This is a genomic window from Peterkaempfera bronchialis, from assembly GCF_003258605.2.
Classification (GTDB): Bacteria; Actinomycetota; Actinomycetes; order Streptomycetales; family Streptomycetaceae; genus Peterkaempfera; species Peterkaempfera bronchialis.
The window spans coordinates 3,449,218-3,469,332 of sequence record NZ_CP031264.1; the positions used below are offsets into that span (position 1 = coordinate 3,449,218).

The following is a 20,115-nucleotide window of genomic DNA, read 5'->3' on the forward strand; positions in this document are numbered from 1 at the left end:
TCACTCGTCCTCGTCCTCGTCCTCGTCGTCGAAGTCGCCGGGCGGGATCGTCCATCGCATCACCGTCCGGCCCGCCTCATCGGCTTCGAGGGTGACCGGATAGACCTGGCCCGCCTCTCGTTCGCCACGGTGCCTGATGGAGTGATCGCCTTGGTCCCAGCCGATGCCGAGCACCTGGCAGCCGCCGACCTCGATCGCGCCGATATGGAGCGGATGGTGCCACCCGGCCCGCCGGAAGCGGTAGAAGTCGGTGTGCTTGTCGAGTGAGACGGCAACGCCCTTGCCCTGGAGGCCGCCGCGCCAGGCGGTGAGCTCGGCGGCGAGTGAGGCTGCCTCGGCCACGGGCAGGTCGAGCCACCCATGCGGTCCGTCGTCGCCGTACTGCGGTGCGATCCGCTCGCCGCCGAACTGCGCGTGAGCGTCGTCCACATATCGGCCCCAGTAGGTGACATCGGCGAGCCCATTGGCCGGCTCGCTCTCCAAGCCCGTCCACGCGTCCAGGCCCGAGGCGTCACCGACCACCATGCCGCATCGGTCGACGGGCAGGTCCCCGAGCCGGACCGGCATCGACCGGTCCGCAGTCTCCGGCCATGGCACGCCGAGGCCGATCTCCAGGATCGCGATCGTCGGCTCCTCGTCGAACGGTGACGGGGAGGTGCTCGCCCGCACCGTCAGCGGCCGGTCGTCGGCGGCAGGAACCGCAACCGCCTCGCACAGCCACTCACCAAAGTGGCCTCCTCCCGACGCCGCCGTCGTCCTGGCGCGCTCGGAGAGGGGTTGCCCCAGTTCCCGCCAATAGTCGATCCACCCGGCCATACCGAGCACCAGCACACCAGACGGCGCGGTGACGGATCCCAGGTCGACGAAGGTCTCAGGCATGCGCCGACTGTTGTCCTCTCCAGTGAGACGCAGACCACCGGGCCCGTCTCATCGAACTCGTCGTAACCTGCCGAATCGGCCGGACGGCTCACCCGTCCCCAGCGCCTGATCGGCCGGGAGCGGTTCTTCGTCCTGGCCCATGGGGACAGAACGAGGACACGTTCGTGGCCCCTCAGTCGAGACAGAACTCGTTGCCCTCGATGTCCTGCATGACGATGCATGAGTCGTTGCCGTCGTGCAGCAGTCGCACCCGTACTGCGCCGAGCGGGACCAGGCGTGCGCACTCGGCCTCGAGTGCGGCAAGGCGCTCTTCACCCACGAGTCCGGTGCCGACCCGCACATCAAGATGCAGCCGATTCTTGACGACCTTGCCTTCGGGAACGCGCTGGAAGAACAGTCGCGGGCCCACACCTGAGGGATCAATGCATGCGAACCATGAACCCCGATCCTCAGGCGGCACTGAGCGATCGAAATCGTCCCACGTGGCAAACCCCTTCGGTGGCGGCGATACGACGTACCCCAACACCTCGCACCAGAAACGAGCGACGCGCTCGGGTTCTGCGCAGTCGAAGGTGACTTGGAACTGCTTGACCGACGCCATCGGCCCACCATAGTGGCGCGTGCTGTTCACCGACACGGCGGTGTAGGGTCCGTCGGCTGGTGAGCAATCACAGCTGCGCGCCCAGCAGTGGTACCGGCAGTGAGCAAGAGGGTGGGCAGTCATCCATTGCGTGATCACGAGCAGTGGAGGCCGGCGGGCTGGGTCCGCGCCGGACACCCACGGGCGGAAGGCTAGGCCATGCGGAAACTGATCTACGGCATGAACCTGACCCTGGACGGCTACATCGCCACGGCCGGCGACGACATCGGCTGGAGCGGACCGCCGAGCCACGAGCTGTTCCAGTGGTGGCTCGCCCACGAGCAGGCGAGTGGCCTGTCGCTGTACGGGCGCAAGCTATGGGAGACGATGAGCTCCTACTGGCCGACCGGCGACCAGCAGCCCAACGCCACCCCGGCGGAGATCGAGTTCGCGCGGAACTGGCGGGACACGCCGAAGGTGGTGTTCTCCTCGACGATCGACAAGGTCGACTGGAACACCCGCCTGGTCACCGGCGACGCGATCGCCGAGATCACCCGGCTCAAGGCCGAGGACGGCGGCCCAATGAACATCGGCGGCGCGACGCTTGCCGGGGCGGCCATGCGCGCCGGGCTGATCGACGAGTATGTGATCGCCGCCCATCCGGTCCTGGTGGGCAGCGGCACGCCGTTTTTCACCGCGCTGGACAGCTGGGTGAACCTGAACCTGGTGGAGACGCGGACGTTTCCCGGCGGCGTGGTCCTGACCAGGTACGAGACGAGGCGCTGAGCAGCTTCCCGCTGTCTCACGGCTTGGATGGGTGTTTCCTCTCACCGTTGTGGCATCCCCTCAGCCGGGATCGTCCGGGCGGCTGCGGCGACGCGTTTCCCGACCCTGCACGGCAGTGTAGGGAAACAGCGTTGCTGAGCATGCTGACCAAGGGAGATACCGCCGCCGAGTGATCGACCACGTTGCCCCTCTGCGGCTTGTTGGGCAATTTTCATGCCAGCTTCCTCTGGGACGGGCGTTCGATGAGGGCGATCGCCTCACGGATGTCATCAGCAAACCTCGTTCCAGCTGGAGTAGGCCTGGTGGTTCTGCCCCTATTTGTGCGGTTGAAGAGCCATGCCTCTGCAACTCGTTCGAGTTCTGCCATGAAGACGGCAACACGGCAGGCGCTAATGGACAGCGCTCGGGCGGCTGCCGTGATGGTGCTGGTCGGCAGTTCAATGATGAGAAGGAAGCGCTGCGCCCGGAGTTCTGCCCCGTAGCCAGCGAACGAGTTCCAGAGGACAGGCGGGAAGTCTGCCGGGCCTCCGAACTTGGCGAGTGGGTGGTCCCGAGCCGACCTGCGCGACGGAATGCCTGCTTCGGCGGCCCGGCCCCGAATCGTGCATGTACTCACCCCGATGGACGCCGCGATGGCCTTGTAGGTGCGCTGCTTGACCTCGTACTCGTGACGAAGCCAGTCGGGGTCGATATGGATTGTTCGCTGGCCGCCGGAGGCGAGTGCTGGCGAGAGCCCTCGCTCGCCGAGGAGACGGCGGACAAAGGTTCGGTTGTAGCCGAGAACGGCACCGATCCTCCTGTTGCTTAGGCCTTGTCCGACCAGCTCTTGTAGTTCCTTTGTCGTGGGTGTCTGGGCCCGGGGAATTTTCGGCCAGCGTTGTGTCGGGGCAGTCTCGGGCGGCAGCGGATGACGTTCCGCGAAGGCCCGAACGTGCTCGACGCTGACCTGCAGTTGCTCGGCGATCGCCTTGACTCCAGCTCTGCTCTGGACGGCAGGCCAGAGCTGGTCAGCCGGAATGCTGTCCAGGTCAGGTCCTGGCGACTGGGAGTGCGGGATGACGAACCATTCCGGCAGTGGTTCCCATCGGACTGGCTCACTAATGCCGGCTTTGTGGAGCAATCCGGTGGCCTGCCAGTCGAGGTGCTTGCTCAGGTCCGCTTGGAGGCGGAGGCCCGTCCGTTCGTAAACGTGGACGGGTGCGCCTGTGAGGTTCATCGGCGGGGCAAGGAAGCGGGGATGCGTGCCGGTCAGACGTTCGATCAACCTGACTCGCAGTAGACGTTGTTCGGGCTGGCCGGGGCGGGGTCTGCCGATGCTGTCGTAGAAGTGGCGGAGTGCCGGCCAGTCCACATCTGCTTGGAGGAAAAGCTTGCGGCGGCGCCTGTAGTCGATCGGACTTCATTCCTGGTCGAGGTGCCCGGCGAGTTGGGTGATCGCGGACAGCACGTACTCCAGATGCCCCGAGGACTGCAGTTTGCTGGTCATGGCGCGGTAGTCGAGCCCGAGCCCGGAGGGGGCGTGTTCGAACAGGAGACGCCGGGTTTCGGCTTGGACCTCCTGCCCGCTCTCCCCAACGGCCAGGAGCATCCGACTCAGGGCAGCCCGAAAGCAGAGCGGTAGGTCGTAGTAGAGCCCAGGTGGTGTGAGCCGCAGGGCGGGGCCGCGCCAGAAGGAGCTGGGCACGTTTCGTGAGCGTTCGAGCGCGGTGCCGCGGGCTGGGGCACTGGGGCGCTTACCGGCGGTCCGGTAGCGGATACGGTCGTGCACCTGCAGGGTGGGGGCAAGCTCTGCGAGGAGAGCTCCTTGCAGAGCAGGGGGTCGCCCGGTCCCAGCGGTCGAGAATCTTGGCAGCCGCCGGGACTGTCCCACTTCGTCGTGTCTGCGTTGTTGTCAGAAGCCAGCGCGTGGTTCTCGGATCCAGCCGATCAGGTCCCTTACGGAGCATGTGCACCGCGACCGCCATCCCGAATGCCATCTGCTTCGGGTTACGCACATGCGGTCCTCCCCGGGACTGCTCTCCTCCCAGGGTCCGAGGGTCGGGCACTCCCAATTCGTCGAGCAAATTGTCGGCGTGGGGCGGGAGGTCACTGCTGAGGTGGAGGGCGGATAGAGCGACGCGCGCGCTGGCGTGCAGGTGCTGGAGGTTGCCCAACGCTCGTGCGAGCTCATCGGGTTCGCTGTTGTCATGGGACTGGAGGATGTCCGAGATCAGAACGTTGACCTGATTCTGCGCCGCGACGATCTGGCCCTCCGGGGGGAGCTTGGACACCCCGGCACCTCGAAGATCACCGAGACAGCGCGAGTCGCCGGATGAGGAAGGCGTCCGCTCTTGCGCGTGTTTGAGCGACCTGCAGAACCCCGGGGTCGGGCGGGTCCGCAGGCTCCAGCCGTCCCGGGCAGGCTGCTGGCATTTGGGGCAGTGCTCAACGAGTAGGGCCAAGTGTTCAGTGCAGGCGAAGGACCACGGCAGACGCCAGGGCAGTGAGGGCTTTCCAATCTCACGCTGATGTGGCGAGCTGCAGGGCCAGGACGGCCTTGACGATGTTGGTGATGCGGGTGGTGCTGCAGCGAAGCTTGCGCAGGAGGCGCCAGGTCTTGAGGGTGGCCATGGCCTGCTCGCCGACCGCGCGGATCTTCGCGTGAGCGCGGTTGACGGCCTTCTGACCTGCGGAAAGCTTGTCCCACCGGCCTCGGTAGGGGACGCGAACGGCCGGGCCTGCGCCCTGGTAGGCCTTGTCCGCCCAGCACGGGATGCTCGCGGTGTTGAGCGCGTCGAGGATGCCGTGGGTGCGGGCAGCCTTGATGTCGTGTACCGCGCCGGGCAGGGCCGGTGACACCCAGATCACCTTCCCGAAGGCGTCGGTGAGGACCTGGACGTTCACGCCGTGGCGCTTGTGCTTGCCGGAGTAGAAGGGCCGGTCGGCGGCGACGCGGTCGATGGGCGGCAGGGTGCCGTCCAGGATCACGAACGCCTTGGTCGCGGCGACGGCTACCGCCTCCTCCAGGGTGGGCGCGAGCTCGGCCAGGACCTCGACGGCCTCGGTGACGTAGCGGTGGGCGGTGGCCAGTCCGACGCCGAACCCGGCAGCGAGTTGCGTGAAGGTGTGGCCGCAGCGCAGGTGGGCCAGGCCCATCAGCGCCTGCCGGCCGCAGGTCAGCCGCCGCCACCGGGTCCCGATCCGGCGGCGTCGGGCGGCCAGTTCCCTTCCCAGCAGCCGCAGCGCGGAAGTGGACAGATCCAGCCCAGACGGGTAGACAAGCACACGAAGCTCCTGGCGGAGAAGGTTGATCTTGGTCGACAACCCATCTACTAGGAGCTTCGTCGCGTTGTCACCACAACGGTCTTGCCTCGCACCGAGGTTGGAAAAGGATCATGCGCACCAACAGTCCCCCGATGGTCGCACCGCCCCCTGCCCCGGCAAGAACCTCCTTAAGGAGTGTCTCCGCCACGTAGCCGTCCCGACGCTGGCAGGCCAGGAATCGGAGATTGGCCAGGTAGACCGGATCCTCACCGCTCCAGATCTCATGGTCCCAGCCATGTTCCTCGATCAGCTTCGCCGGCCAGGCCAGAGCTTCGGCGATCTCCGGCTTGGCCAGCTGGGAAGCGGGCTTGACGTTCACGACCACGGCCGACCGGTCGGCCCGGACTAGGCCGTGTCTGACAAATGGTCTCTGCCAAGCTGAGGTGTCCGAAGCTGATGGAGGGGTCATGGGGATCGAGCTTGAGCTTCACTCGGAGCGGCCTGCGCGAAAGGGGTCGTCCCGAGCCACACTGCTGCGGGGGTCTTACCAGCACGGTGAAGCGTTGGCGCGGGCGCTGAGCAGGCTTGATCGCCACGGCTCAGGCAAGCTCGGCTGGGTAGATCCGTACGGCGACACATTGTTCAACGAGCAAGAGGCTCAGGTTGCCAGCGAGGAGGCTGCCGCCCTCGTAGAGGGGTGTGACGACGAGGAGCAAATGGCAGCTCTCCTCGACCTCGCCGAGCTTCTTGAAGCCTGTGCGACAGCGCCGGGCAGCTACTTGTGGTTCATGGGTGACTAGCCATAGTTGATCATTGATCTTGTGGCTGGTCGTGGTGAGTTGACGGATTCGGCGTGGGAGCGGATAGCTCCGTTGTTGCCGGTGCTGGATGGTCGGGGGCGGCCCTGGCGGGATCATCGGCAGGTGATCGATGGGGTGCTGTGGCGCTTGCGGACGGGAGCTCCGTGGCGGGATCTGCCGGAGCGGTATGGGCCGTGGCAGACGGTTTACGAGCGGTTCGCCCGGTGGGAGTCCGACGGCACGTGGGTCCGGTTGCTGGAGCACGTTCAGGTCCGTGACGATGCGGTCGGCCGTGTGGAGTGGACGGTTTCGGTGGACTCCACCGTCAACCGGGCTCACCAGCATGCCGCCGGCGCCCGGAAAAAGGGGGTTCTGGATCACTTTTGGTGCCAGTGCCACGGAGGGTCACCGGCCCGCGATCATGAACGGTCGTGACCCACGACCTGCTCCAGGACCTCTGGCTCCACCAGACCACCGACGTCGCGGTCAGCGCCGTCACAATCCACGCCAACCGCATCACCGTCCACGCCACCACGACCAGGGCGGGAGCGGAGTGTCCGTCGTGCGGAACATCCTCGGGCCGCGTCCACAGCAGCTACGTGCGGAGGCTCAACGACAGCGCTGCGGGCCAGCGCCGGGTCGTGGTCGAGTTACGGGTCCGCCGGTTCCGATGCCGTCAACCAGCGTGCGAGCGCGCGACGTTCGTCGAGCAGGTCGAGGGCGTCACCTTTCGATATGGACGGCGAAGCCAACAGCTCCAGGCCGCGTTGCAGCGGCTCGGGCTGATGCTCGCCGGCCGGGCCGGCTCCCGCCTGGCCGAAGCGTTCGCCGTCCCGGTCAGCCGCTCCACGCTCCTTCGCCTGATACGCGCTCTGCCTGAAGAAGCCCCGCCGGCACCGCGAGTGCTGGGGATCGACGAGTTCGCCCTGCGCAAGGGCCACGTCTACGCGACCATCCTGGTCGACATCGAGACGCGCCGACCGGTCGACCTGCTACCCGACCGCACAGTCGAGACCGTTCGCTCATGGCTGGCCGCCCACCCAGGAGTGAAGGTCATCTGCCGCGACCGCTCCGCCCTCTACGCCGAGGCCGCGCGGCTCGGCGCCCCGGACGCAATCCACGTCGCCGACCGCTTCCACCTCTGGCAGAACCTCGCCGACGCCGTCGAGAAGACCGTGCTCCAGCACCGCGCCCTGCTGCCCGAACCCCCGCCACCCACCGGTCCCACCCAGCCCGTGACCCTGCCGGCCACCGCGGCCGAGCCCCGCCGGACCGGACGCCTGTCGGACCGCGTCCGCGAACAGCACGCGGCCGTCCACGCACTGATCCGCGAGGGCGTCAGCCTGCGTGCCATCGGCCGACGGCTGGGCCTGGCCCGCGGCACCGTCCGCCGTCTGGCCCATGCTTCGGACCCGGACGAGCTGCTGATCGGCCGCTGGACCGGACGCACCAGCATCCTCGACCCCTACAAGCCCTACGTCAACGAGCGGTACGCCGAGGGCCTCACCGTCGCTCGACGGCTGTTCGAGGAGATCCGGCAGCGCGGATTCCCGGGCCAGGAGCAGATCGTCCGCGTCTACGTGCGGCAGCTGCGGGAGGCATTCCCGCACCAGGATCCGCCTCGCCGCAAGCCCTCCGTCCGGGACGTGACCGGGTGGATCACCCGCCACCCCGAGAAGCTGGCCGCCGACGACGCCCTGCAGCTCAAGGAGATCCTCGCGCGCGTCCCAGCGCTCGCCCGCACCGCCGAGCACGTCAGGGCATTCGCCGAGCTGATGAACGACCGCCGCGGCCACCAGCTCAAAGACTGGATCGCCCGCGTCCAACAGGACCAGGTCCCTGCGCTGCAGAGCTTCGCCACCGGCCTCCTGCAGGACCTCGACGCCGTCATCGCCGGGCTGACCCTGCGCTACAGCTCCGGCGCGGTCGAGGGCCACAACAACAAGATCAAGATGATCAAGCGCCAGATGTTCGGCCGCGCCAACTTCGACCTGCTGCGCAAACGCATCCTGCATGCGGCATGAGTCTGGTCGTGGTGGCGTGGACGGTGATGCGGTTGGCGTGGATTGTGACGGCGCTGACCGCGACGTCGGTGGTCTGGTGGAGCCAGAGGTCCTGGAGCAGGTCGTGGGTCACGACCGTTCATGATCGCGGGCCCGGTGACCCTCCGTGGCACTGGCACCAAAAGTGATCCAGAACCAAAAAGGGGACCCGGACGGGGACAAACTGGAAGATCCGCAACGCTCGGCGACACGGCAGGCCCTCGGCCGGTCCCGCGGCGGACTGACCACGAAGGTCCGTCTGGCGGTGGACGGTCGTGGTCTGCCCCTGTCGTTGGTCGTGACGGCCGGGAACGTGAACGACTCCACGATGTTCGACGCGGTGCTGGACGCCATCAAGGTGCCCCGCGCCACGGTCGGCAGGCCGCGACGCCGTCCCGACCGGGTGCTGGCCGACAAGGCGTATTCCTCTCGGGCCATCCGGGCAGGCCTGCGGCGACGCGGCATCCGGGCCACCATCCCCGAATGCTCGGACCAGGTGGCCAACCGCAAGCGGCGCGGCACCCGCGGCGGCCGACCACCGGCCTTCGACAAAGAGCAGTACAAGGGCCGCAACGTGGTCGAGCGCTGCTCAACCGTCTCAAGCAGTTCCGCGCGATCGCGACCCGCTTCGACAAGCTCGCCGTCCGCTACCAGTCGGGACTGCACCTGGCTTCGCTCATCTTGTGGCTCCGCGACACCACGGCATGATCATTTGTCAGACACGGCCTAGCATGTAGTCCGGAACATGCCGTCGAGCCCGGCCTGCCACCCGAGCCCGGATCCGAAACGGCTGGGCCGCGATCGCGACCACCTGCGGATCGAAGTCGGCCATCATCAGCCGTGCCAACTCCAGGCGGCTCTCGTAGAGGACGTGAGCCCCCATTGTGGCGCACCAGTAGTTGCCGGAATGATGCTTTTGCCCGTGGCGATTGCGGAATGTGCGCCACGGCTTCGCTCGCATTACCTGGGCCGAGCGCAGCTGCCCCATCGGCCTCTCAACAGTGCTGTCGTCCAACGCCCGTAGCGATACCAGAGCAGCCACGTCCTCATCACGTAGCGCTGGCAACCGCCGAGCCGAAGCACTGCCCGACCTCATCGTGTGAACACCCACAGCTCCCCCTATCCATGGAGGCTCCGGTAGCTTCCGTAGGAGGAGAACTGCGACAAAATGCCTGGCCACATGCACTGGGTGGGCCCAGTCCATCAAGTTGAGTGGCGACAGGCCGCTGGAGTTTGAACGAGCTGGAGCTGGGTCAACCGCTCGGGGCGGGGAGTGTTGACCTCCCCGCCCCGGCCAGTATCAACGCTTCGGCAGAGCCAGCAGGTTGTTCGTCCAGACCCCGTCAGCGTAGGTCTGCAGGAACTTCACCCCATGGGCTGACGTCCGCACGAAGACCTGGGCCCGGTTGCCCCGGCCGTCGTCGGTGTAGGCCGTGCCGACCTTGTCCTCGATCCACTTCACCAGCACAGCTCGCTCGCTGAACCCGGTGGACCCGTCGGCCGGGTTCTTCCACCACAGCAGGGCGATGTGCTCGTGCTCCTCGTCACCCGACATACGGCGGGCCGTGAACTGAATTTCCACTTGCCTTTTCTCCTCACTTGTGGCCGCTTGGCGGCCTACCGATGAGGGCCGTACGCTCTGTGTGTATCCACGGGTTGCGTAGCGGCCCTCGACTGGGGCGAGCACGCCAATGCTCGCCCCAGTACGTTTTTGTGGCCCTTCATCCACCAGGTACGGACTCTCTTCCCTGGTCGCAGGGCTCGGGCTGATCGTCCTCGGGGTCTGGGGGCAGCGCTACGTTCGGCTTCAGCCCGAGGATCACAGTGGTCGGATCCGAGGATGGGCGGTCCGTCGACGCAAGGCTCACCCTCGTAGAGGCGAACCAACGCGGCACGAGACCCGCATCCGCATCCTCAATGGTTCGGGCGACTGCGAAGCCGACGGTGCTGGTCGCGTCACCCATAAGGATCTTGTCGCCGTTCTTCTTGACGATCACTATGTCGTTCCGGCACTTCGAGCAGCAGCAGGACATGACATCGATCACGAGTCGCGCAACGTACAGCGCCCCCTCGGTGGAACTCACATGCTGACGTGCGACGTACTCCAGTTCAGCTAGATCAAGTTCGCGATGGGATCTAGCCCGGACAAGGAACTTCCAAACGGGGAGAAGCTCTCTCAATGCCTCAATGGGCACGCCGCCATCTCTCGCTCTGAGGATCCATGTGAGCAAGTCAATGACGATGGAGGGGTAGGCGCCAGCTCGAGTACCGACGCGCACGGAACGCGGCAGCAGCCGCTCGCTGACATAGAAGGTCAATTGGCGATCACTGACCGGGTAGCCCTCCGCTCGCACTCGGGCTATGAGCTCAGACTTCGTGACCAGATCGGGCTCGCCGTCCTGCAACTGCAGGTACTCAAGGAAGCCGTTCTCTTCGATCGCCATTAATTCACCTCCACTGTCAGTGACTACAGTAGCACTGTAGTACCAGCTCTGCTAGCGATTACGGCTCTGGCGTCGGGATAAATTGCTCAACCACGGTAAATTGCTGACACATTGCTGAACTAACAGGCAAAAAGCTCATGTAAAACGGCTCCCTACAGGCAGGTCGTCAGCTGTTGGCCATGTCCACAAAGCGTGAGTAGTGGCCCTGGAAGGCGACGGTGATGGTTGCGGTGGGGCCGTTTCGGTGCTTGGCGACGATCAGGTCGGCTTCGCCCGCTCGGGGTGACTCCTTTTCGTAGGCGTCCTCGCGGTGCAGCAGGATGACCATGTCGGCGTCCTGCTCGATGGAGTTGTGCAGCACCACGCCGTTGGCGATGAAGTTGTGGGTGCCCAGCACGGTGGCGTCGTAGACGGGCTGCTCGCCGATGCTCTCGATCGAGACGATCGGGTCCCACCTCACGTCGCTGGTGGCGAGCAGTTCCAGTTCGGCGTCGCGCAGGATCTCGGCCACCTGCGAGAGCCGGGTGCCGGTCGCCAGGGCCGGCTCTGCGATGGCCTCCCGCACCCGCTCCCGGACCTGCGGGGGAACGGTGTCCGAGGTGGTGGCGGCCCTCGCCGACTCCAGGCAGCGCAGCGCCGCGTCGACCGACTCGGCAGCGGCGCCGCGCACGCCGATCTGCCGGAGGAACGCACGCTGGTCGTCGGCACCTGAGATGTCGACCGACCATTCCGGACGGCCCTGGGCGCCGCCGTCTCGCCGCAGTCCCGCTCGCAGGTCCAGCCGGAGCAGCAGGTGCTGAAGGTCGCGGGCCAGCCGCTCGGACGGGGTCGTGTACTGGATGCGGACAGCACCGTTCTCGGTGACGGCCATCGAGCCGCCCGTGGACCAGAGGTGGCGGAGGAAGAGCCGCACCTGGCCGTCCGGCAGCGTGAAGACCTCCGAGGGCAGGGTGGCGGCCTCCGAGGCCAAGCCTTCGCTCCCGGGCAGGTGCGCCAGCATCACCACCTCGGGCTCCGGCCAGGCAGCGGTACGCAGCGGTGCGTCGATCCTGCGGGGAACCGCCACCCGGGCACCGGCCGACAGCTCACCGAGCGGCTGCCAGCCGTCATGGGTGAGGAACGGGTGGTTGGCCGTGGCCTCGACCTCGCGGCCCGACGCCAGCCGCACCCGGAATGCCTCCTTCACCCCGCTGGGGAAGGCATGGGTGAGGGTCCGTGCGACGAGCCGCAGCTGCCCGTCCACCGACCAGACCGGCACCTCCCGCGCTCCGCTCTCCATCAGCTCCGCGATGGTGACCTCGGCGCCCGTGTCCGCCCGCAGCAGGCGGGTGGTGGCCGTGACACACCCCGACTCACGTAGGTCCGACACCATCGGCCGCTTGTCGGTCCGCTGCTCAGGGCCTCGGTTCAGCTGGGAGAGCGCGATGACCGGGACCTCCAGCTCCTTGGCGAGCAGCTTGAGGTTTCGGGACATCTCGGAGACCTCCTGCTGGCGGCTCTCGGCCCGGCGCGAACCGCCGGCCTGCATCAGCTGGAGGTAGTCGATGACCACCATGCGCAGGTCGTTGCGCTGCTTGAGGCGGCGGCACTTGGCGCGGATCTCCATCATGGAGAGGTTCGGCGAGTCGTCGATGTAGAGCGGCGCCGCGCTGACGTCGGGCATCCGGCGGGCGAGCCGGGTCCAGTCGTCGTCGGTCATATTGCCCGAGCGCATGTGGTGCAGGGCGACCCGGGCCTCCGCCGAGAGCAGGCGCATGGCGATCTCGTTGCGGCCCATCTCCAGCGAGAAGATGACGCTGGGCATGCCATTCTTGATCGAGCAGGCGCGGGCGAAGTCCAGGGCCAGGGTCGAGTTGTGGACGACGATGTCGTTGGCGACGAAGTTGTGGGTGCCGTCCACGGTGAGGTCGTAGACCTCGGCCTCGCCGTCGGGCACGACGGACTCCACCCGGTCCCACTGGACGTCGGAGTCGGCGATGTCCTTGAGCACCTGGGAGTCCAGCGCCTTGCCGATCTCCATCAGGCGGTGGCGGCTGAGCTGCTGACCCACGTGCCAGTTGTGGTTGCGCGGGCGGCCGGTGCGGGCGCTGACCTCGGCCCAGCTCAGCTCGCCCTTCTCCGCCTTGATCAGCTCCCAGACCTCCCCGGGGATCAGGTCGAGATTGGGCTGCGCCATCCGTTCGCCGAAGCTCCCGAGGACGGCGGCCAGCTGCCGCTCCTTGGAGTGGATGCCGACCCGGGCCGCGAAGGTGCGGATCTGGTCGATGTCGTGGATGAGCACCTGGAAGGCGGGGCGGCGCTCGCCGTTGCAGGCGACCGTGCGGCGGACGACCTTGGCCACGATGTCCAGGCGCAGCAGCAGGTGGGCGACGTCGCGGGCCAGCCGCTCGCTGACCGAGCAGTACCCGACCTGCGGCTGGTTGCCGGGCTTGGAGACGCAGGCCCAGCCGTCGGTGGCGTAGAGGCGGGACAGGAAGTGCCCGATCTGCCGCGCGGGGAGCTGGAAGAACACCTCGGGCACGAACTTGTCGCGGGCCCCCACGCCCTTGAGGCCCCACTCGTCCAGCTTCCCGGCTAGCAGGTTCCAACCGCGCCCCTGCCCCAGGAAGGCCAACTCGGTCGGGTGAATGTGCGGCTCGTCCTCCGGCTGTTCGCACTGCATCTTCAGGGGTGTGCAGGGCCTGCGATCATGCTGGCGGACGTCCAGCCCGAGTGCTTCGCCCATGCGGCGCGCATCCGCGACGATGACTTGGCTCATCGCACGCAGGGTGGGGCTCGTCCTGCTCTCGGCCAGGCAGCCGTCCCCCAGCAGATAGCCGGTCAGGCCCACCAGGTCGTCCGGCAGGTAGGACCCGCCACGGGTCGGCAGGGTACGGGCCACCGCAATGCGGTCTCCCGGCTCCAGTTGCTCCAGAGGTCGCCACCCGCGCAGGGTGAGCAGCGGATGGTTGGGGGTGGCCGAGAGCGACCGGCCCAACTGCGTGGTGAGCCGAAACACGGCTCGCCGACCGTTGGGAACGAAGTCGGACGGCTCGACGGGGCGCAGCCTCCAGTCCGAGCCGAGGGTGTGGACCTTGAGCGACTCCCCTTCGCGACCCCGACGGACGAACTCCTCGATCGGAATGCGACGGCCGGTGGAAGCTTCAACGAGCAATGTCTTCCCAGTAATGCATTTACCCATCGCGGGCCTCGCGGCGACGACGATCATCTGGCCGGGGTGGAGGCCGTTGGTGAGGGAGTCCAGGTCGGTGAAGCCGGTGGGGACGCCGGACATCTGGCCGCTGCGGGAGCCGATCGCCTCGATCTCGTCGAGGGCGCCCTCCATGATGTCGGCGAGCGGGGCGTAGTCCTCGCTGGTGCGCTGCTCGGTGACGGCGTAGATCTCGGCCTGGGCGGCGTTGACGATCTCGTCGACGTCACCCTCGGCGGCGTAGCCCATACCGGCGATCCGGGTACCGGCCTCGACCAGGCGGCGCAGGACGGCGCGCTCATGGACGATCTCGGCGTAGTACTCGGCGTTGGCGGCGGTGGGGACGGAGTTGACCAGGGTGTGCAGATAGGCGGGGCCGCCGGCGCGGGTGATCTCGCCGCGCTTGGTGAGCTCGCCGGCGACCGTGATGGGGTCGGCGGGCTCGCCCCGGGCGTAGAGGTCCAGGATGGCGCCGTGGATCAGCTCATGGGCCGGTCGGTAGTAGTCGGCGGGCTTGAGGACCTCCACGACATCGGCGATGGCGTCCTTGGAGAGCAGCATGCCGCCGAGGACGGACTGCTCGGCGGCGAGGTCCTGCGGGGGGACGCGCTCGAAGGCGTCCCCGCCGCGGCTGCCGCCGCTGTCGCCGTCCCGATCGCGGTCACGGTCGCGGTCGCCGCGCCACTCGGGGTTGCGACCGCCGTCGCGGCGGTTGCGGGGGACGGGCAGCCGGTCGCCGGGGCCGTCGGGGAAGGAGTCGCCGGGGGCCGGCCAGTCGTCGTCCGGGGGCGGGGGGGTGTCGTGGTCGTCGTACTGGGGGCCGGTCACGCATCTTCCCCGTTCAGCGAGTGGGGTGAGAGGGGCGCGGGGCGGGCGGGGAGCGCAGTCGTAGGATCCATGCGGCTGCCTCCCTCTGCGCGCGGGTCGCGCCTTCTCTTTCTTACGGCACCCCACTGACAGGAAGGACGCCCGGAGGCGGGTGCGGCAGCCGGGCGAACGACCACGCTAAGGGTGCGGTGGCCTCCGCACCAAGACGGTTATCCACAGGGGGGTGTGGATGACGGGCGTACAACTGTGGAGAACGCCCGGCAACCTGTGCACAGCCTGGGGGAAACCCCTGTGGATAACCACACGATCTGCCCAGCGTCAACGTGTTGACCTGCGATTACTCCATCCACCGACTGTGTAGACGAATTTCTTTTCCGCCCGGCCGGAGATCGCCACAAAGGGTGCAGGGACCGCTACCGCACGGGGTTGCGAGTAACAGCCCAACCAGCCCTTAGACTCTTACCTGTGGATGACTACCGAAGCACCCCCCGGCGCCATGACCGAGAGATCCTGGCGCTCGCCGTTCCCGCCTTCGGAGCACTGGTCGCCGAACCGCTCTTTCTGATGGCCGACTCGGCCATTGTGGGCCATCTGGGCACCGCGCAACTGGCCGGCCTCGGCGTCGCCGCGACCCTGCTGGCCACCCTCACCGGGGTCTTCGTCTTCCTCGCCTACGCCACCACCGCCGCCGTCGCCCGCCGGATCGGCGCCGGCGACCGCAGGGCGGCGATCCAGCAGGGCATCGACGGCATCTGGCTGGCCCTGCTGCTCTCCGCCGCGCTGGTCGCGCTGACGGTGCCGCTGGCGCCTCAGTTGGTCGGACTGTTCGGCGCCTCGGACTCGGCCACCCCCCATGCCGTCACCTATCTGCGGATCAGCGCGCTCGGCATCCCGGCCATGCTGACCGTGCTGGCCGCCACCGGAGTGCTGCGGGGACTCCAGGACACCCGCACCCCGCTGGTCGTCGCCGTCGCCGGCTTCTCCGCCAACCTGCTGCTCAATGTGGGCCTGGTGTACGGCGCCGGACTGGGCGTGGCCGGCTCGGCCTGGGGCACGGTGCTGGCGCAGTGCGGGATGGCGGCCGCCTACCTCCTGGTGGTGCTGCGGGGCGCCCGCCGCCACCACGCGGCGCTCCGTCCGGACCTGGCCGGTATCCGCGCCTGTGCCCGGGCGGGCGGGCCGCTGCTGGTGCGGACGATGAGCCTGCGCGCGGTCCTGGTGATCGCCACGGCGGTGGCCGCCCGGCTGGGCGACGAGCAGGTGGCGGCGCATCAGGTGGCGATGACGCTGTGGAGCTTCCTGGCGTTCGCGCTGGATGCGATCGCCATCGCAGGGCAGGCCATCATCGGCCGATACCTCGGGGCAGGCGATGTCGAGGGGACCAGGGCGGCCACCCGGCGGATGGTCCGGTGGGGTGTCGGCGCCGGGGTGGTGCTGGGGCTGCTGGTGGTGCTGGGCCGCCCGCTGTATGTCCCGCTCTTCACCCCGGACGCGGCGGTGCAGGACCGGCTGACCGTGGTGCTGCTGATCGTGGCGCTGACCCAGCCGGTGTCCGGGGTGGTCTTCGTCCTGGACGGGGTGCTGATGGGTGCGGGCGACGGTCCGTACCTGGCCTGGGCGATGCTGGCCACGCTGGTGGTCTTCGCCCCGGTCGCGCTGCTGCTCCCGGCGGCGGGCGGCGGTCTGGTGGCGCTCTGGTGGGGCATGGCGCTCTTCATGCTGGTGCGGTTGGGGATGCTGGGGTGGCGGGCGCGTACCGGGGCCTGGCTGGTGACCGGCGCCGTACGGCCGTAGGCGGCACCGGGCGGTCAGCCCTGGCGCGCGGGGATGCGGGCGGATCGTTCCGGCTGCCGCACCGGGTGCCCGGCCCGGAAGGCGGCGAGCACCCGGCGCCCCTCGCCGCCGAGCCGGGCAGCGAGCTGCGGGCCGGTGCGGGGGGCGTCGATCAGGGCGTCCAGCGGGTGGACTCCGACGCCGTGCTCGGCCAGGGCGTACCAGGTGCGGACCAGCGCGCGGCCGTGGGCGATCAGGCCCTCGGGGGTGGTGGCGGCGGGGCCGTGGCGGCCGGTGGCGTCGCCGACCAGGATCAGCACGCTGCCGTCGTAGCCGAGCGGGGAGCGGCGGGCGGCGGCGAGCAGTCGGGGGAGGCCGAGTGCCCGCAGCAGCGGGTGGAGCGGCGGGGAGACGGCGGCGGCGAGGGCGGCGGCCCGGGGGCGGGTGAGGCCCAGGGCGCGGTCGGTGAGGCCGTCCAGGGTGTAGCGAGGGTGGCGGGAGGTGGGCCGTAGCCAGGTGCGGAGTTCGGCGACGGCGGGGGGTGTGCCGAGCAGCCAGCGGTCGGCGCGGCGGCCGAGTGCGGCCAGCTCTCGGGTGTGGAGGTGGACGAGCCGTGCCGAGGGCAGGTCGGCGAGCTGGTCGCGGGCGGCGGAGAGTTCGGTTCCGGTGAGCGGTCCGGGCCGGTGCGGGCCACGGGCGGTGCGCCGGGTCTCGACGGTGGCGGTGGTGAACGGGGTGGGGTAGGGGGTGTCGGCGGGGAGCAGTCGGGCGGCGCGGCAGTCGGTCTCGTCGAAGTCGGTGCGGGCGTGGACGGCGAGTCCGGCGTCGGCGGCGACGATCAGGCAGGTCTCCAGGAAGGCGCCGAGGGAGAGGAAGAGGTCGCGGCGGGTGGGGTCGGTGTGCGGCAGGGTGCGGGCGGGGTCCCAGTGCAGGGTGATCCGGTCGCGTTCATAGGCCAGGCGCCAGGGCTGGGTGTTGTAGCGGCTGGGGGCGCGGCGGCAGTGGTCCTCCAGGGTGCGGAGGATCTCGGTCCAGGCGGTGGCGGGGGTGGCAGCGCCGGGGCCGCCCGGTGCCGGGTCGGGGGTGGGTCGGCGGGCTGCCCGGTGGGGGGCGGTCATCGCATCCTCCGCTGGTCGCTGTGTTCGACGGGGTGACCCGAAGGGGTTGTACCCACTCGGACAGGGGGTGCGGTGCGGGTACGCGCCACTGTCTCTGCGGGTTCGACCGTGGCCATGGTGGCGGGCGGGGGCGGGTGCGGGATGGGGGCGTCTGCTCAGCCCGGTACTCATCCGTGTGCGCACGGTTGAGTAGCCGGGGGTGGAACCGGATGCGGAAAGCCCGAGGGCCGGGGCTCCGTACGGAGTCCCGGCCCTCGGTACTGCGTGGTGCGTGCTGCGTGGTGCGTGCTGCGTGGTGCCTCGGTCAGGCGGCCACGACCGCCACGTCGAGCTTGGCCTCGACGTCGGTGTGGAGCTTGACGGTGATGCGGTGGGAGCCCACGGTCTTGATCGGCGAGGCGATCGTGACGGTGCGCTTGTCCACCGACGGGCCGCCGGCGGCCTTGACGGCGTCGACGACGTCGGCCTGGGTCACCGAGCCGAACAGGCGACCGGAGTCGCCGGAACGGACGGCCAGCTTGACCTGGAGGCCCTCCAGCTGACCCTTGACCTCGTTGGCGTGCTCCAGCGACTGGATGGCGCGGACCTTGCGGGCGCGACGGATGGCGTCGACATCCTTCTGGCCGCCCTTGGTCCAGCGGATGGCAAAGCCGCGCGGGACCAGGTAGTTGCGGGCGTAGCCGTCCTTGACCTCGACGATCTCGCCGGCGACACCGAGGCCGGGGACCTCGTTGGTGAGGATGATCTTCATGCTTCGGTCACCCTCTCTCAGCGAGCAGTCGAGGTGTAGGGCAGCAGCGCCATCTCACGGCTGTTCTTGACAGCGGTGGCGACGTCGCGCTGGTGCTGGGTGCAGTTGCCGGTGACCCGGCGGGCACGGATCTTGCCGCGGTCGGAGATGAACTTCCGCAGCAGGTTCGTGTCCTTGTAGTCCACGTAGTTGATCTTGTCCTTGCAGAACACGCAAACCTTCTTCTTGGGCTTGCGCGCAGGCGGCTTCGCCATCATGTACTCCATCGGTCTTCACGATCCGGGTGGCCGCAGCCACCCGGGTCGCACGAAATCTCGTCCGCTTGACGCAGGATCTCCGAGCGGGAGCTCCTTAGAACGGGGGCTCTTCCGAGAAGCCGCCACCGGCCGGGGCACCCCAGCCGCCACCGCCGCCGCCCTGCTGTCCGCCGCCCGCCGGGGCGCTGGAGGCCCAGGGGTCGTCGGACGGGCCGCCGGAGGGCTGGCCGCCGCCGGAGTTGCCACCCCAGCCGCCACCGCCGCCCTGCTGACCGCCGCCGCCGCCGAAGCCGCCGCCCTGGCCGCCGGACCGGTTGGCCCGGGTGACCTTGGCGGTGGCCGAGCGCAGGCTCGGGCCGACCTCGTCGACCTCGACCTCGAAGACGGTCCGCTTCTCGCCCTCGCGGGTCTCGTACGACCGCTGACGCAGACGGCCCTGCACGATCACGCGCATGCCGCGCTGGAGCGACTCGGCCACGTTCTCCGCCGGCTGACGCCAGACGTTGCACGTGAGGAAGAGACTCTCGCCGTCCTTCCACTCGTTGGTCTGGCGGTCGAAGGTGCGGGGGGTGGACGCGATGCGGAACTTCGCGACCGCCGCACCGGACGGGGTGAAGCGCAGCTCGGGATCGTCGACGAGGTTGCCGACGAGGGTGATGACGGTCTCGCCTGCCATGGTGGTGGTGTACCTCTCGGGAGGAGACGTTCCGTTCCCAGTGCTCCCGATCCGCTCTGCCGTCGGCTGGGCCGTCGGCTCGGCGGCGGGGGAGTCCTGCGATGCTCACCGCATGTTTCACGTGAAACACGCGGCGTGAGCTACCTGGTGCCCCGAGGGGCTCCGGGCAGGCTCAGTGGGTGTCCGGGCGCAGGACCTTGGTCCGGAGAACCTGCTCGCTCAGGTTGAGCTGCCGGTCGAGCTCCTTGACGACCGCAGGCTCAGCCTTGAGGTCGACGACCGAGTAGATGCCCTCGGACTGCTTGTTGATCTCGTACGACAGGCGACGACGGCCCCAGGTGTCGACCTTCTCCACATTGCCGCCGCCGGTGCGGACGACATTGAGGAAGTTCTCGATCAGGGGGGAGACAGCGCGCTCCTCGACCGACGGGTCGAGGATGACCATCAGCTCGTAGTGACGCATATGGAACCCACCTCCTCTGGACTCAGCGGCCACGGTCTCTCCGTGGCAGGAGGGTTGTAGCGTCGGCGCCGGTTATCAAGGACGAACCCACCGTAGTGGGGACCACTGACAATCGGGTTCGTCCCATCGATGCACCGGTGCAGACCTCACAGCCTACCCGCACCCGAACGAGGACTTGTCATCCGTGCCGGGATCCCTTCAATCTGGACTCATCGGATGCGTGCCGCACCGCCGTGTGCGACGCTGCCCGAGAGTGCGTGACCGGACAGTGCGCGAAAGTGCGCG

Annotated in this window: 19 protein-coding genes and 2 pseudogenes; 6 read left to right on the plus strand and 15 right to left on the minus strand. The window is 68.5% G+C overall.

Annotated features, from left to right (window positions below):
* Positions 1–879 carry a hypothetical protein gene (locus C7M71_RS15265; RefSeq protein WP_111491237.1) on the minus strand — a complete coding sequence of 293 codons (879 nt, stop codon included), beginning with the start codon at positions 877–879 and terminating at the stop codon, positions 1–3.
* Between the two features lie 172 nt (positions 880–1,051).
* Positions 1,052–1,480 carry a VOC family protein gene (locus C7M71_RS15270; RefSeq protein WP_111491238.1) on the minus strand — a complete coding sequence of 143 codons (429 nt, stop codon included), beginning with the start codon at positions 1,478–1,480 and terminating at the stop codon, positions 1,052–1,054.
* A gap of 198 nt (positions 1,481–1,678) precedes the next feature.
* Between C7M71_RS15270 and C7M71_RS15275 the strand changes: the two genes are divergently transcribed.
* Positions 1,679–2,245 (plus strand): dihydrofolate reductase family protein, encoded by a 567-nt coding sequence (locus C7M71_RS15275; protein ID WP_111491239.1) that lies wholly within the window; start codon positions 1,679–1,681, stop codon positions 2,243–2,245.
* 211 nt (positions 2,246–2,456) lie between these two features.
* Here the strand turns inward: C7M71_RS15275 and C7M71_RS15280 are convergent, their stop codons facing one another.
* The 4 genes from C7M71_RS15280 to C7M71_RS15300 all read right to left on the minus strand — a co-directional run bounded on the left by C7M71_RS15280 (position 2,457) and on the right by C7M71_RS15300 (position 5,867).
* The gene (locus C7M71_RS15280; protein ID WP_162824259.1) at positions 2,457–3,509 is read right to left on the minus strand and encodes a LysR family transcriptional regulator; all 1,053 of its coding nucleotides are present in this window, start codon (positions 3,507–3,509) and stop codon (positions 2,457–2,459) included.
* A 135-nt stretch (positions 3,510–3,644) separates the two neighbouring features.
* Positions 3,645–3,833 (minus strand): hypothetical protein, encoded by a 189-nt coding sequence (locus C7M71_RS15285; RefSeq protein WP_111491241.1) that lies wholly within the window; start codon positions 3,831–3,833, stop codon positions 3,645–3,647.
* A gap of 911 nt (positions 3,834–4,744) precedes the next feature.
* Complete coding sequence (locus tag C7M71_RS15295; protein WP_114914379.1) at positions 4,745–5,509, minus strand: transposase family protein; 765 nt, start codon at positions 5,507–5,509, stop codon at positions 4,745–4,747.
* A 67-nt stretch (positions 5,510–5,576) separates the two neighbouring features.
* Positions 5,577–5,867 (minus strand): hypothetical protein, encoded by a 291-nt coding sequence (locus C7M71_RS15300; protein ID WP_162824260.1) that lies wholly within the window; start codon positions 5,865–5,867, stop codon positions 5,577–5,579.
* 88 nt (positions 5,868–5,955) lie between these two features.
* On the opposite strand from C7M71_RS15300, the gene C7M71_RS15305 reads away from it, so the two are divergent.
* The 4 genes and pseudogenes from C7M71_RS15305 to C7M71_RS15320 form a co-directional block, all read left to right on the plus strand.
* A complete protein-coding gene (locus C7M71_RS15305) occupies positions 5,956–6,288 on the plus strand; it encodes a hypothetical protein (protein ID WP_111495595.1) in 333 nt (110 codons plus the stop codon).
* A gap of 21 nt (positions 6,289–6,309) precedes the next feature.
* Positions 6,310–6,657 (plus strand): annotated as a pseudogene (locus C7M71_RS15310) (IS5 family transposase); the annotation flags it as partial.
* A gap of 62 nt (positions 6,658–6,719) precedes the next feature.
* Complete coding sequence (locus C7M71_RS15315; protein ID WP_111495531.1) at positions 6,720–8,312, plus strand: ISL3 family transposase; 1,593 nt, start codon at positions 6,720–6,722, stop codon at positions 8,310–8,312.
* Positions 8,313–8,487: 175 nt separating this feature from the next.
* Positions 8,488–9,060, plus strand: a pseudogene (locus tag C7M71_RS15320) (IS5 family transposase); the annotation flags it as partial.
* On the opposite strand, the gene C7M71_RS30680 reads toward C7M71_RS15320, so the two are convergent.
* The 4 genes from C7M71_RS30680 to dnaB form a co-directional block, all read right to left on the minus strand.
* Positions 9,046–9,345: a TnsA-like heteromeric transposase endonuclease subunit gene (locus C7M71_RS30680; RefSeq protein ID WP_162824261.1), complete on the minus strand. Its 300-nt coding sequence runs from the start codon at positions 9,343–9,345 to the stop codon at positions 9,046–9,048. The pseudogene C7M71_RS15320 and the gene C7M71_RS30680 overlap by 15 nt on opposite strands.
* A gap of 285 nt (positions 9,346–9,630) precedes the next feature.
* Entirely contained in the window at positions 9,631–9,912 is a 282-nt protein-coding gene (locus C7M71_RS15330; RefSeq protein ID WP_111491415.1) for a DUF3892 domain-containing protein, read from the minus strand.
* 139 nt (positions 9,913–10,051) lie between these two features.
* Positions 10,052–10,774, minus strand: a complete 723-nt coding sequence (locus C7M71_RS15335; RefSeq protein ID WP_111491416.1) for a MerR family transcriptional regulator — start codon at positions 10,772–10,774, stop codon at positions 10,052–10,054.
* A 166-nt stretch (positions 10,775–10,940) separates the two neighbouring features.
* The gene (gene dnaB / locus C7M71_RS15340; RefSeq protein WP_111491417.1) at positions 10,941–14,792 is read right to left on the minus strand and encodes a replicative DNA helicase; all 3,852 of its coding nucleotides are present in this window, start codon (positions 14,790–14,792) and stop codon (positions 10,941–10,943) included.
* Between the two features lie 465 nt (positions 14,793–15,257).
* Here dnaB and C7M71_RS15345 point away from each other — a divergent pair, with 465 nt between their 5' ends.
* Positions 15,258–16,586, plus strand: coding sequence for an MATE family efflux transporter (locus tag C7M71_RS15345; protein ID WP_229758740.1), 1,329 nt, complete (start codon positions 15,258–15,260; stop codon positions 16,584–16,586).
* 14 nt (positions 16,587–16,600) lie between these two features.
* On the opposite strand, the gene C7M71_RS15350 is transcribed toward C7M71_RS15345, so the two are convergent.
* The 5 genes from C7M71_RS15350 to rpsF all read right to left on the minus strand — a co-directional run bounded on the left by C7M71_RS15350 (position 16,601) and on the right by rpsF (position 19,830).
* A complete protein-coding gene (locus C7M71_RS15350) occupies positions 16,601–17,683 on the minus strand; it encodes a nitroreductase family protein (RefSeq protein ID WP_229759268.1) in 1,083 nt (360 codons plus the stop codon).
* Between the two features lie 304 nt (positions 17,684–17,987).
* The gene (gene rplI, locus C7M71_RS15355; RefSeq protein ID WP_111491418.1) at positions 17,988–18,434 is read right to left on the minus strand and encodes a 50S ribosomal protein L9; all 447 of its coding nucleotides are present in this window, start codon (positions 18,432–18,434) and stop codon (positions 17,988–17,990) included.
* A 17-nt stretch (positions 18,435–18,451) separates the two neighbouring features.
* A complete protein-coding gene (gene rpsR, locus C7M71_RS15360; protein WP_055590023.1) occupies positions 18,452–18,688 on the minus strand; it encodes a 30S ribosomal protein S18 in 237 nt (78 codons plus the stop codon).
* Positions 18,689–18,785: 97 nt separating this feature from the next.
* Positions 18,786–19,367, minus strand: a complete 582-nt coding sequence (locus C7M71_RS15365; RefSeq protein ID WP_111491420.1) for a single-stranded DNA-binding protein — start codon at positions 19,365–19,367, stop codon at positions 18,786–18,788.
* 172 nt (positions 19,368–19,539) lie between these two features.
* Positions 19,540–19,830 carry a 30S ribosomal protein S6 gene (gene rpsF, locus C7M71_RS15370; protein ID WP_111491422.1) on the minus strand — a complete coding sequence of 97 codons (291 nt, stop codon included), beginning with the start codon at positions 19,828–19,830 and terminating at the stop codon, positions 19,540–19,542.
* Positions 19,831–20,115: the final 285 nt, after the last annotated feature.